The 13980-nt window shown below is 36.3% G+C and carries 8 protein-coding genes; all 8 read right to left on the bottom strand.

What is annotated here, in order from left to right:
• Nucleotides 1-11 precede the first annotated feature (11 nt).
• Nucleotides 12-1433, bottom strand: a complete 1422-nt coding sequence (gene uxaC, locus AC3XNE_RS04575; RefSeq protein ID WP_489833129.1) for a glucuronate isomerase — start codon at nucleotides 1431-1433, stop codon at nucleotides 12-14.
• Between the two features lie 1116 nt (nucleotides 1434-2549).
• Nucleotides 2550-5090, bottom strand: a complete 2541-nt coding sequence (locus tag AC3XNE_RS04570; RefSeq protein WP_489833128.1) for a 3-keto-alpha-glucoside-1,2-lyase-like domain-containing protein — start codon at nucleotides 5088-5090, stop codon at nucleotides 2550-2552.
• A gap of 81 nt (nucleotides 5091-5171) precedes the next feature.
• Nucleotides 5172-6641 carry a hypothetical protein gene (locus tag AC3XNE_RS04565; protein ID WP_489833127.1) on the bottom strand — a complete coding sequence of 490 codons (1470 nt, stop codon included), beginning with the start codon at nucleotides 6639-6641 and terminating at the stop codon, nucleotides 5172-5174.
• Between the two features lie 22 nt (nucleotides 6642-6663).
• Nucleotides 6664-7713, bottom strand: coding sequence for a glycoside hydrolase family 30 protein (locus tag AC3XNE_RS04560; protein WP_489833126.1), 1050 nt, complete (start codon nucleotides 7711-7713; stop codon nucleotides 6664-6666).
• A gap of 17 nt (nucleotides 7714-7730) precedes the next feature.
• A complete protein-coding gene (gene uidA, locus AC3XNE_RS04555) occupies nucleotides 7731-9539 on the bottom strand; it encodes a beta-glucuronidase (protein ID WP_489833125.1) in 1809 nt (602 codons plus the stop codon).
• A gap of 158 nt (nucleotides 9540-9697) precedes the next feature.
• Entirely contained in the window at nucleotides 9698-11266 is a 1569-nt protein-coding gene (locus AC3XNE_RS04550; RefSeq protein ID WP_489833124.1) for a glycoside hydrolase family 30 protein, read from the bottom strand.
• Between the two features lie 49 nt (nucleotides 11267-11315).
• Nucleotides 11316-12614, bottom strand: coding sequence for an MFS transporter (locus AC3XNE_RS04545; protein WP_489833123.1), 1299 nt, complete (start codon nucleotides 12612-12614; stop codon nucleotides 11316-11318).
• A 474-nt stretch (nucleotides 12615-13088) separates the two neighbouring features.
• Entirely contained in the window at nucleotides 13089-13757 is a 669-nt protein-coding gene (locus AC3XNE_RS04540) for a GntR family transcriptional regulator (protein ID WP_489833122.1), read from the bottom strand.
• Between the last annotated feature and the right edge of the window lie 223 nt (nucleotides 13758-13980).

Below are 13980 nucleotides of genomic sequence, written 5' to 3'. Positions count from 1 at the left end.
GACACTCCTCCTCAATTATTTAAGAAGCCAAAATAATTTTTAGCATTATTATATGAAATATCCTCTACTATCTGCCCCAAATACTCATAATCTTCTGGCAACTGACCACGTTGCACCCATTCGCCAATTAGGTCACACAATACGCGTCTAAAATATTCGTGCCGCGGATAAGAAAGAAAACTCCGTGAATCGGTCAGCATTCCGACAAAATTAGCTAACAAACTCTGCTGTGCCATTGTTGTGAGTTGTTTTCTCATACCTTCGCGAGTATCGTTGAACCACCATGCACAACCTAACTGCATTTTTTGGACACCACCTTCATAGAAGTCTCCCATTCCAGTTGCCAGTTGCATCCAATCATTTGGATTAAGTGAATACAAAATCGTCTTCGGAATACTATCTTTATTTTGCATATCCGTAAACAGATCCATTATTTGTGCAGCAATGTCTGATTGTGTTCCCATTGAATCAAAACCAGAATCTGGACCAACTTTAGTAAGCATCGGTTTATTTGCATTTCTCGTGGCATTGATATGGTATTGCATTGTCCAATCAAATGCTTTGTTTAAACGCATCAATGCTTCTATCAGGCCTGTCGTATAAGCATCGACCTCGTGCTGCGATAGCTCTTCATTTTTAATTCCTTTGTTTATGATCCCATCCAACTCAGTTTGATCGACCTTTACAAAATGAAAGGTATTTAAGCCATGGTCTGATAATCTGCCACCATGTTCTTGGAAAAATTTGAAACGCTGCTTAAAGGCGTCAACTAAATCATCAAAACTTGTGATCGTTACGTTTGCTGCATTTCCTAGTGCTACGATGTAGTTCCCGTATGAAATGTTGGTAATATCAAATGCCTTATCCGGGCGCATTGCTGGCAATACCTTGAAACCATTTTCCTGCTCTTCTTGTGCCAAAAGCTCATGATAGTGCAGGTTAGAAGCTGGATCATCTGTTGTACAAACCACCTTTACATTAGATTTTTTGATCAAACTCCGCGGTTTAAAGTCATCTTTAGCCAAGTCTTCATTAGCTTTATTCCATATTTCTTCAACATTCCTAGACGTCAATGTATCTTTGATACCAAAGAAACGTCGCAGTTCAAGATGCGTCCACTCGTACAAAGGATTTCCAATCGCTTTTTCGATCGTTTTTGTCCAAGCAACTAATTTTTGGTATTCGTCTCCATCACCAGTGATCAGGTCTTCTGGGACTCCATTCGCTCTCATTAGCCTCCATTTATAGTGATCACCAAAATCACCATCATTTATCCAAATTCGCGTTAAATTTGGATAATTTTTATTTTCATAAATTTCTCTCGGATTCAAGTGACAATGGAAATCTATGATCGGCATTTTTTCAGCATACTCATGGAAAAGCTTCTTTGCCGGTTCATTCGTTAACAGAAAATCTTTATTTAACAAAGTCATTTATCAACGTCTCCCTTAACTTATTGGAAAGAAACAAACATACAATATAATTGTTTTTCCTTTCACTATATAATCCTTATTCTGATATATTAGTATATTTTAATGCGATTACATAATAAATGAATTACCTTTATATGTCAACAAAGAAATCATTTGCAAAATGGCTGTGTTTTACATTACATCACGACAATTTTCTTGTGATTTTTTTATAATAGTCAAGTCTTACTTTGAAAAAGCACTTTTAATAAGCGCTTTCCCTTTTAAGAATTTGTGAAACAATCGCACAATTGACCAAACCATGGCAGCGGTTTAATTTTGCAATGTAAATACTTTAAAAATTAATTAGAAAACTTTTTAAATCTGACATAAAAAGAACAGCAGAAAACGCAAAAAATTTTATGCTGTCGCTTTTTACTATTCATAAGAGAAGTTTGTCATACTGTCGCTCGTATTACACTTTAATTTCAACCTGAATATCCATCGGATATTATAAAAGGGATATTATGTAGCTTTATTTATACTTGACTACTTTTCAAATCTCTGCTTTTCGATAGTAGAAATTAGATAAATTGTTCTTTGCAAGTTCTCCATACACTTTATTCTGTGTTACTTGGAGCGTTTCGGCATGATCAACGATCGTAAAACCCCCAAATTTTGACTTTATAAACCACCAATAATTGTTGAACTGATACTCTTATTTCTAAAATAATTTTTTGAGAGGAACTGGGATAAAACTATAAATTTAACTCTATAAGGGAAAATTGTGTCAGAACGTAAAATCTAAAATCCCCATTACGACACAATCTTTATTATTATCCACAAATTATTAATTGTCATTATTTTCTTCCCAGCCCCACTTTAAACTATTTTTTATTCGAATATTAATAACTAATATTATTATTTTTCCTGATGAGTACTGTCATTTAGCCTTTCTCCAGCTTACATTATTCGAAGGTCTTTATCCTCTTATAATTCACCTCCTGTTTTATTATACGCTGGTTAACAACATAAAAATTCCCCAGAAAATAAAATTACTTCAAAATCTAAATAATAAAGACACAGGGGTTATACTTTCATCTCGAGGTACAAATTTCAGGTGCTCATTATTGAATATATTTATTGTGTGTCAACTGCATCAACGCCTAATTCTCCATCCGTGACTTTGATTTGGACATTGTGTCTGCCAAAGCGCAAATGGTGCATATAATATGAAACCGCCCTATCAGTTGTCTTTGTAACGGCATAGTTTTGAATTCTTTTTTTACCGTCAACAGTCACGTCTATAGTTGCGGGTGAAGAACCCCCAACAATATTAAATCCTGTCCCTACAAATTTAAATCGAAGGGAACCATTAGCAGTTGTAGACAGAGAACGATTGTAGTTTCCAAAGCCTGTCATGGCTTGATGCTTCCAATCTCCTTGATAAGAAATATTATCACTCAAATCATCTGAACGATTTACTTGAGTATTCTCATGCCTTAACTTAGTGATCTTAAGGTTATCAAAACGCGTATGATAATAACCACTGCTTACACCTACACGGCCTGTAGCATAAACGGAAGAACTGTCAGTATAATCTAATGAATCTTTTCCGTCTATTTGGGCTTGAATCGTATTATCATCTGCAATCATTGAAAAATGATGCCACTTTGACGAGTCAAAGTTGTTGATAGTGTCACTTTCCAGCACCTTGCCATCTTTGGTTAATTCCTCTTTGCCATTTTTGTATACCTTGTACATATAACCTGTATCATCTCCGCTGCGAGTTATTTGGTTACGAACTAATAAAGCAGCATAGTTAGAGGTTTGATCGTCTTCTGGGATATCTAATTTAAAGTCTGCGGAATGTTTGTAGTTGCTCCAGGATGCGTCACCTATAACTGCATCATTACCTGGTTTGTTGTTCCATTCTCCGCTAGCATGAGTTGAATTATCCACCATTCCTTGTAAGACATTTCCATGCTTCGGATCATTGCTATTTACAACTTCAAAAGATCCACCAATATTTTCAAAATACCGGGGTGTACCACCACGCTGAACAGTATAACTTCTGCTATATTCAAAATGATCTTTATAAGGTAAAGAAAGCTGATTTTGTTTATCAGTTAATTTGGAATTACCACTCCGTCTGTATGGAAATTGTCCCTTAGTTGTGGTCAAAGTAGTAATAGAATTTGGTTGTACTGAATAAGTAAAAACATAGTTACCTTCTTTGTCTTTATAAGGTCTAATTAATCCCGTCCGCTTAAGCCAATTGCTATCATATTGCTGACCTTTTCTCGGACCCTTTGTTGTCCAAACCCTCAAAAACTTAGAAGCTGCCATTAAGTTTTTAACTTTAAATGTATAATTTCTTTTTTTATTAGTATTATTGGTCAACACAACAGAATAATCTTTCCTGTCCTGAGATGTTAGGGTCAAATAGTTATTCGTAGTTTGTAAAAAGCCATTATTTTGCTGTTTTCCATCGCCAAAAGAAGCGCCTTTTACATATAACCACCCAGGAGAGATAAATTGTGTAAATTGTTGTGTTACTGGTAAACCACTATCTACATAATATCCCCCAGACCAAGGAGTTTCTGCATCAATTAATTCTTTAGATGAATACTGTCCCCCATCATAAAAGGCACTAACAGGCGGTTGAAATTCATATCTCGTCATATACGAGCTGGAATTACTACCTGACTGATACATGTTTATAAAACGATTAGCAACGTCCAAAGCACCATTGGTACCTCCCAATCCTCCCGCTGGCTGATCACTCTTTAAACGATATTCAGCAAAAGTAGATGAAGATACTCCTTCAGAATACCAGATCGGCTTGTGATATTTTTGGTTAATTTCACGCATATCGCTATTATTATATGCATTATAATGTTCCGAAACCACGTCTACAGCTTCACGTAACTTGACATCATTTTTCATTAATGTAGGTAATGTAGTCGAGCCATTTTGATCAGAAGCAACTAATTGAATGTCACGATAATCATAATGTCCATTCCTTTCATTATCTAGCTGCTGCGCTAAGTATTTGATCCAATTTACATCAGGTTTGTTAATTTCATTTTTATCAGCGCTAACATAATTGAGTTTAATACCATAAGTATCGTAGGCCGAATCTATTGTCTCTTTGTACCATTTATAACGAGCAGCAAAGCCTTCTTGTTCACTTTTTTTAAATTCATTATCAACCCATTTCGGTTCTGCCCAACGTAACATATCGACTTTTAATTGTGGGTTTATTTTTTTTGCATCAGCAACTATTTGCCAATCCCAATCTCGTTTAGTATTCGCACTGTCAGTAGACGTTCTCATTGTTGCTGGTGTTGTGGCAGTTGAAGTATTTACATCAGCCCCCATTTCAACTTTGATCATATTGGTTGCCCCGTACTTAGGCGAAAACAACTTATCCATGATTTGCCAATATTGTCTTGGATGTTGATATTTATAATCTAAAAGTAATCTTGAAGTACCGTTTGCAGACACAAAACCAAAACCTTGGTAGCGATTAGCGGGATTCTGATCCACTTGTTTTCCATCTATAGTTATCTGTTTTTCATTAGTTTTCGCAAAAATATTTTTAGAAAATCCAAAAGAAAAAACAATCAAACTCGAAGCAAAAATCACTGTCAATAACCATTTCTTTTTTATCTTCATGTCAAAAGTCTCCTAAAAAATTTAATGTTAAGGGGTTACATTTCTTAACTTTGGCTTTGTTAAAAAATCACAGTTCCTTGTTTACATTGAAAAAAGTGTTATAATTTCAACAGCATCCAGCATAAACCTTCCCTCAAGAACTTTTATCATAATTTGATGATGGCCTGGTGTTAATTCAGCAATATGCAGATTTGTCTGCCTTTCTCCCCCAATATTAGGTTGGTAAATTCCATCCCGTGGTTTTCCATCTACAAAAATAGTTAGTTTACTCATTTGTTCCTGTGTTCCAATTAAATTAAAGCCAGTACCAACAAATTCAAAACAAATTTGAGAACCTGATGACAAATTTGTTAACGACCGATTCCAAACGCTATTGCGAATCCCTTCAATATGTTGATGGGGCCCATCGTAAAAAATCAATTGGTCAGAATCATCAATGCGCTGCTTAACATACGTTCCTTTATGAGCTTGTTTAACTTTAATGTCTTTGATTTGAGTATGATAGTATCCTGACCCGATTTTGATTCGCCCTGAGTAGGTAGGATCATCATTATCTTCATATTTTAATAACTTTTTTCCGTCAAGTGAAGCTGACAATCTTTGATTCTTTGCTCCAAAGGTTAAATTGTGCCATGCACTAGTATTTAGCTGATCGACATATCCAAATGAAATCACTTGATCTCTTATGATCAATTCGTAATGTCCATTATTATCTATTTTGAATACATAAGGAGCACTTTGAAGGCGTCCTTTTATATCAGTAATGGATCGAAGCCCAATGGCAAAATAATTACCATCCGCAGAATTCTGAACAGTTTGTTCGTCAAATTTAAAGGTAGCCTGAACCTCATAATCGCTCCACTGATCATCACCTAAACTAAAATTTGGGGCAAAAGAATATTCCCAATCAAGGGCACGTTCCCTCTCTGTGATCATCTGCTGTAAAACAAAACCACCCTCAGGGCAACTTACTACTTCAAAGGCTCCCCCTTGGTCTGTTGTGTATCTGGGTGTGCCGCTTCTTTGTGCAACATAGTTAGCAGAATAATCAAAGCCATCATGATATAATACCTCTTTTTGCCCTTCAGTTCCCAACACATGATCTTGTTTAATGTCAATATTACCTTGATATTTAACCTCAGGATCATTTTGGCGTTCTAAAGTTGTTACTGTAACGATGCCATGAGCAGGCATGTCAAACTGAAGAATTCCTGTCGAACTAAGTTTTTTTCTTGCAACTTTTTTCAAATTCGAATCATATTCTTCACCATCATTAGGCCCACAGCTAGTCCAGAAATAAACATCTTCTTTGCTCAAAGAAAGGTTCTTGATATCCACGCTATATTTTCTGGGTTTCGAACTATCATTAACACAAACTATAGAAAAGTTTTTCTTATCTGGTGATAGAAGAGTCAAATAACTTGGTTGATCTGTATCAAAATCTAAATTTTCTGTACCTCCTACGCCACTATAACAAGCTGAGTTTAAGTACCTCCAAGCGCCATTTTCTTGCCAGCCGGTAATGGCAAAGTCGGTAAAATGCTTTATCACTTGCAAGGCAACATTATCGACTTCAAAATAACCAGACCATGGGCGTTGAGCAGTGACCAGTTCTTTGTGGGTGTAATTGACCCCCAGGATAATATGCTGAGACTGCTGGCTGAAACAAATATAAACTCCTACGCGATTTAAAATATCCTTTAATAATTCGGTTAGCAACATCCAAACTACTACCGGGGCCACCGATGCTATTTCCATCGGAAGAACGGACACGATATTTGCTATTACCCATCGGTGCTACTCCTTCGCTATACCACACTTCACGGTGTTTTTGATCCGCTAGCAAAGTGAACGGGTGATCAGCACCATCATCGGTATTATAGTGATATCCCACAGCATCAACTACTTCCAACAAATCATCTTGTTGCATCATATAATCACCAAAATTAGTCTCATAGTTTTGATCAGCAGCAATAATTTTAATTTGCTGGTACTGTTTAAGTGGAAATTCACTCGGAAAATCAGCCTCATCATGTTTGATAAGATCACTAAACCATTTGATCCATTTAAGCATTGGCTTAGTATTTTCATTACGATCCGGATCGATATAATCTATCAAGTACCCATATTTTTGATAAGCAGCAATGACTGTTTGTTTATACCACTGATACATTGGTTCATAGGCACTTTCTAGTACTAAATTATCTGGATCTTCGCTTTTGACCTGTCGCCAAAGCAATCGTAACCATCCCGGTTCACCCCAGCGTAAAATAGCCGTTTTTAACTCGGGTTGAATTTTTTTCGCATCAGCTATAATTTGAAAGCCAGCTCCCCGCGACACATTAGCCTCTTCATCTACTGATCTTTTAGTTGCTGGTTCTGTACCCGAAGAAGTATTTGCATCATTGCCCATTTCAACCTTGACCATGCGCAAGAGTGGATATTTTCCTCCAAACAATATTTCTAAAATTTTCTGATAAACTTCAGGTTGTTCATATTTATAATCTAGCAACAAACGAGAAGAATTGTTGCAACTAATGTATCCAAATCCCTTAAACGTATTGGCATCATTACAAGAAACATCCAGTTTATTCCCATCAACTATAAAATGTGTTTGTTCCATCACTAACACCTCTATCCTTAATTCTTGTAATCTAGCGGCAATTTATGCCATCTTTCTTTCAAGTAAAAGGCTGCTGCTTTAGGTTGCCGTTCTCGTGTAAAGATACCTTTTTTATTTCCATCAACTCTTTGATTACCTTCTACTGTTTGGAAATCTGCCAAATTCCAGACTTGTTCGCCACGAATAAATGGATAGCTATCAAAAACACTATTAAACATTTTCAATAGTTCTACTTGATATTCTTCAGACCACATTACCGAAGGAAGTTTATGCAGGCCTGCTTGCGTGTCACCACCATATTCCGTAAACATAATTGGTTTATCGATATCAGCATTAGCCCAATTTTCCATTTCTTCGCGTAAATATTTTTCTCCATCTGAGATCTCATAGCCCCACTTATGATACCAACCTGGATATCGATTAAGAAGATAAATATCTGGAAAATCTAATGCATAAGATGTTTCAAAAGTGTCATCCTCGTTCAAGGTAAAAGTACGTGGGCGTTTTTGTGGGTCTAATTGTTTTGTTGCTTCAAAAATTTTTCTAAAGTAAGGTAGACACTTGTCAGTAGAAGTATCAGGTTCATTAAAGAAACTCCAGGCAAACACACTCGGATGGTTTTTATCACGTTTGATCAAATCTTTAATTTGATCAATATGAGTTCTATATAAATCATCTAACCATTCACCATCGAAAAAGTTTTGGTCAAGGCCACCTAAAAATCCAGCTGCTGCCATTTTAAAGCCAACTGCTGGCACCTCATCAATGACCAAGATCCCAGCTTTATCAGCCATCTTATACGCTTGCTCATCATAAGGATAATGTGACGTCCGGTAAGAGTTCGCACCTATCCATTTCATTAAAGATAGATCACGCTTTTCCACATTTAAATCAAAACCACGACCAGCAAAATTACTATCCTCATGCCGACCAAAACCTTTTAAGTAAACAGATTTTCCATTTAACAAGATTTTATGGCCTTTGATAGCAATAGTACGAATACCGATTTCGTCATGATATTCATCTATGATTTTTTTACCATCCAATAATTTAAGTTCGATCGTATACATATAACCCTGTCCGATCTCCCATAAATGTGGATCTTTGACAATTAGATCACCCTCAGCTCCTTGGCTTTCAGCTACTTTATTACCTACAGCATCAAATAAAACAGCACTTACAGAAAATTTCTTGTTACTATCTATTTGATAATGGATATTTGCGGTTTGCTCGAAAAGGTCTGTTGTAACAGTTGAATAGTCAGTAATTCTTGTACTTGGTAAAGAAAGTAAGTGAACACTACGATTCAAACCAGAATAATTAAAGAAATCAAAGAATGGTTTAGCCATTTTTTTACCATTTTGCAAAGTCAAAGTGTCACCTGCAGGTAACTTATCACGATGTAGCTCGTTATTTACTTTAATTACAACAGTATTTTCTTCTCCATACTTGATAGTTGACGACACATCAGCAACAAAGGGTAAAAAACCTCCTTCATGTTCCCTAATCGATTCACCATTTACAAAAACCTTAGCGCGATGGGTCGCACCATCAAATCTCAAGCCAACAAAGCGATCATTCCATTCTTGAGGAACAAAGAACTTACGTGAATACCAAAAATCTCCAACATATTCACGTGATTCTTTATCAGTAAAAAAATCATTAAAACTTGCCGGAACCGGTATTTCGATACTGTCATTCAATCCAGATCCCCAGCCATTTTTTTCACCTACACCTTCTGGGTCAAACTTGAAATTCCACAAACCATCAAGTTTTACATCACTTCTAGTACTTGTATTGACCGGATAAAGCGGTTCTTTTTCCATGGAAAATTCCTCCTCTTTATACTTTTCTTACCTAATTTTAAAAAGACTACGAAACATGTATCCGCAGTCTTTTTACATTAAAAACCAATTCTTGATTTAACTTATCCTACAGAACAATTGAATTCTATATATTAAAAAACATTTCACTTCTTCTGTAATTATTTTTTATTTTTATTAACTCCCTTACCAGGGGCTTCATCATCTGCTAAAGCCGCAGGATAAGGATTCAATTCAAAATCTTCATCTTCACGAGGTGAACTTTCATTAACTTCTCCATAGGCTTTATGCAGTGTTACAGTACCCCATGCAGGAACAGTAACGTGTTGCCAAGTTTGCGGTTGGCCACTAACAGTCACCGCAGCATCAAGCGGTTTATCGGTTGGATTATAAATATGTGCAGCAATAGATCCATCCGGTCCTAAAAAGGCAACTGACCCTAATCCACCAGTATAACCATCTTGCGTATAGTTAGTAGAACCAATAACTTTAGAACCAGGAACAACATCTTGACCAAAGTTTCTCAACATATAATATTCCAAATTACGCTGAACTTTGCCTGTTGTATGGTCGATTGTAACGACGCCACGACGACCAGTTGAGCCAACCATATTTGGTAACCCCCGCTCATCCAATGCCATATTCCAAAGATCGATCATTCCCAATCCATTGCGAACTAACCAATTCCCAATCAAACCAAACATAATATGTGATGCATCTTCTGGAGTTTCTTCAATCATACAACGACGTTCAGTCATCGCAAGCATCCAATTTGGAAAACTGCGGCTTGCTTTGAATAAACTGGTATAAGGGCCATCATACGTGTGAAAAGCAAAGCCATCAAATGCACCAGCTTGTTCAGATGTAATATATTTCGCAATGGGTTCTGTTAAAACATTTAAACTACCATCCCAGAAAAATAACTTTGTCTCGGGAAAACTGCGGTTCAATGCCGGCCGTAAATATTTATAGCCAAATTCTGCCAATTCTGAAATATTCCAAATCATCGCTGGCCATGCAGCAGCATTAGATGGTTCGTTCTGAATAGAGATAGCATAAATTGGAATACCTAATTTTTTATATTCTTCTATATAACGAACAAAATACTGAGCATACACACCTTCAAATGTGTCTTTCATTTGATCGTAGCCATTTCCTGTATATTCTCCAAAGCGTAAATGGCCACCCATTTTCAGCTCTCCAGTATTCTTCATCCAGGCGGGAGCAGACCAAGGAGAAGCCATGACCTTGACTGCGGGATTAATTTTCAGGATCTCCTGAACAACTGGCACAACATACTTTAAATCTTTAGTAGCGTCTTTTGCGCCAGGCAAGCCTTCACCAATAGAAAACTTAGATAAACTCGAATCATGTTCGCCAAAAGGAACATCATCATAAGTATAATAAGGTTGACTAGCTGGTTCACAAGAACCCAATGGAATGCGGATCGTAGAAAAACTTCCCTCTTCAGGGTCAAATAATTCATGCAATAAAGCACTACGTTGCTCTTCACTTTGTTTCCAAATTAGCGAGGCAGCGGCATCAGTAATAGCGGCCCCTGCACCGATCCAATCTTGGTGTTTATCAGCTGGGTCGATCACTATCCGAGCGGCATCGCCTTCAATACTTTTCTCTGCCGTCGGTACTTGCACGGTTTCACGTTTTTTCGATAAATCTCCTGCAGTTGTAGTCCAAAATTCTGTATTAAATTGCTTTGCATAATTTGACATTTATATACCACCTTTTTAAATACTAAAGTTCCATCTTAAATCCAATTCTTCATTTAACTCTCTTGATCGCAGCAATAGCAAAGCCACCAATGATTTCCATTGTCACGGCAAAAATAAATATTGATTGGTAGCCAAAGCCTTCTACAACTGCGGAAGCAAACATCGCACCAAGCATCTGTCCAAGAGTGTTTGCAAGATTAATTAACCCTAAATCTTTACCCGCTGTATCTGATGAAGGCAAAACATCCATATTCAAAGCCCCATCAACCGAATTATAAAGGCCATTACCAAAAGCGGCAATTACAGCATAAACAAACATTGCCCAAGGTTTCGCAATAAATAACGGAAATAGTGCTGCAAACCCAAGTGCAAATGTTGCTACAACGACTGGCATTTTTACTCTTTTAGCTTTATCAGCAATTGGTCCCCCAATCAATGCAAAAAATACACCTATAACTAACATGATAGTCGAGAAAATAGAAATTGAATGACCAGCAGCTTCTGTGCCTTGACCAATGTAGTCTGTAAAAATATACAGCTGGAAAGTTGTGATAATTGTGGTACCAACGACCATAAAGAATTTACCTGCTAGAGCTAAATAGAAATCTCGTGCATCATGGGTTGGGAAGAAAAAGTATTTTTTTAAACTTTCTTTGTCTAACTTCACTTTTGGTTCATCCATGTTAGTTCCTTCACGTATTAAAGCTACGTGAATAATAGCTAAAGCCACAGTGGTTATAGCCATAAAATAGATTCCGAATTTAACATTTCCCAAAAATTGAGCAGCTAATAACGCAAACCCTTGCTGGGCAATAGTGAAACCAACTCCATAAAAAGTAGAAACCGTTCCACGCCAATGGGGTGCAACTCGATCAGAAATTTGTGGATATATTGCAGCTGCAATAGCATTTTCTGCGGCAGCGGCAATAATCCAAATGAAAATAATAGCAGTAACTGACGTAATATTAGCAATTGCAATCAACGAAAGTGCAACAGCAATAGTTCCCCCAATAATATAAGGCTTTCTTTTACCAAATTTTGTTCGAGTGACATCAGAAAATGCTCCAAAAAGCAAATTAGCAACTGCTCCTGTGATAGATGCTACGGTGGCCAAGATACCAACAGCCCACACCTTATGTGCTGGATCAATTTGGCTAAATAATTGTGGAATTAAAACGCTACGAGTTGAACCGATTGGGCCGTACCAACATAAAGGTGCTAAAAACATCGCTGACGATATTCCCCAAGGAAGCTTAGGCTGTTCCTCATCCCTAACTCGGGCATTGGTTACTTCGCCAACAGCTGTTTTCACTGCTTTCTTTTCAAATTCACTATCTTTTTTTACCATTTGATTATTTCACTCCCACTTACAAAAATAATTTAAATAATATTTCTAGAAGATTATTTTATTGCTGTTTCATATATAAAAAACCACCTCTTTAACTTGATATCGCTATCAAAAAATCTTAAAAAAATACCTTGGTAAACAACTTGACCATCTTGAGAGAATCCGTAATTGATATACTAGTATATAAATCGTTTACATCATAGAACAATTTTTGTGACTAGTCAAATATTTTTTTGTAATTATTTTTATTAATTTAAACTATCAAAAAAATCTGCACTTTTAAAAATAAAAACTGATCGACTTCCTCAATTATCAGAAGGCAACCAGTTTTTTCTCAGAAAAATATCAAAGTATGAACCAATGTAATGCTTATTCTAAAATCACTTTATCAGTAATTAAGTGGGTTTATTTTTACTTTAGTTGTTGTTAAATCAGGGACAGAAAAATCTGAAAATTTATGATATTAAAGCAATTTTAGTTAAAATATTGTGGGAAGGATTGCTTTAACTGTGGCTCCTCATCCAACATTCGATGTAAATGTTCTGAAATTTTTTCTTCAGCTAATTTAGTTTTCCCCTTTTCCACAGCAGCGAGTAATTCACTGTGTTCTTGAATCAACGATCCCCAAGATAAGTCTTTGTTTTTTAAACGTAAAACACGAAATCTATTTAACTGCATATTGACGTTTTGCAGCCAACTCCATATTTGTTCATGTCCAGTAGCGGTATAAAAATAATGATGAAAGGCCTCATCTTGTTTAAAAAAATCCATATTTTTGTGTGCCCCATCTTTAACCAATCCTTGGCGTTCAATTATTTGCCGCAGTATCACATAATCATAATCCGTCAATTTTTCTACGGATTCGCCAATGACCCTAACCTCCAAGCTTTCTCTGACGTAACGCGCATCTTTAGCAGCATTAAGATCTATTTTTGACACATAGGTCCCTGACTGAGGGATCGCCATCACTAAACCTTCTTGTCGCAATTGTAAAATTGCTTCTCTGATAGGAGTTCTTCCAACTTGCATTTCTTCACTTAATTCTTTTTCTGAAATTCTTTTCCCAGGTAAATATTCTAAATCAATAATCCTATTTAGAATTGTTTCGTATACCTGATCCTTCATACTTGAAATCGCCGACATAAAATCAATGCCTCACTTTAGTTTTTTATTTACACATTCAAATAATTTCTCAATAAAATAATAACCCTTTCACAACAGAGATAACAAGACAATATTTTCATGTTTAAGCACTCATTTCTATAATTAGGTTTAAAACTAGCGCAAATTTGGGGTAGACAAATAATCTCATTAGAAATTGCCACTATTTTATTCAATATATACACGTGGTGCTAGTTCGTAACAT

The organism is Ligilactobacillus sp. JN-6 (Y).1, assembly GCF_058111525.1.
The sequence above is the reverse complement of the archived record's forward strand: the minus strand, read 5'-3'. Positions and strand labels throughout refer to the sequence as shown.

Coding starts and splice junctions, on each gene's coding strand:
- uxaC (WP_489833129.1), bottom strand. CDS start 1,433: ATGACTTTGTTAAATAAAGATTTTCTGTTAACGAATGAACCGGCAAAG.
- AC3XNE_RS04570 (WP_489833128.1), bottom strand. CDS start 5,090: ATGAAGATAAAAAAGAAATGGTTATTGACAGTGATTTTTGCTTCGAGT.
- AC3XNE_RS04560 (WP_489833126.1), bottom strand. CDS start 7,713: ATGGAACAAACACATTTTATAGTTGATGGGAATAAACTGGATGTTTCT.
- uidA (WP_489833125.1), bottom strand. CDS start 9,539: ATGGAAAAAGAACCGCTTTATCCGGTCAATACAAGTACTAGAAGTGAT.
- AC3XNE_RS04550 (WP_489833124.1), bottom strand. CDS start 11,266: ATGTCAAATTATGCAAAGCAATTTAATACAGAATTTTGGACTACAACT.
- AC3XNE_RS04545 (WP_489833123.1), bottom strand. CDS start 12,614: ATGGTAAAAAAAGATAGTGAATTTGAAAAGAAAGCAGTGAAAACAGCT.
- AC3XNE_RS04540 (WP_489833122.1), bottom strand. CDS start 13,757: ATGTCGGCGATTTCAAGTATGAAGGATCAGGTATACGAAACAATTCTA.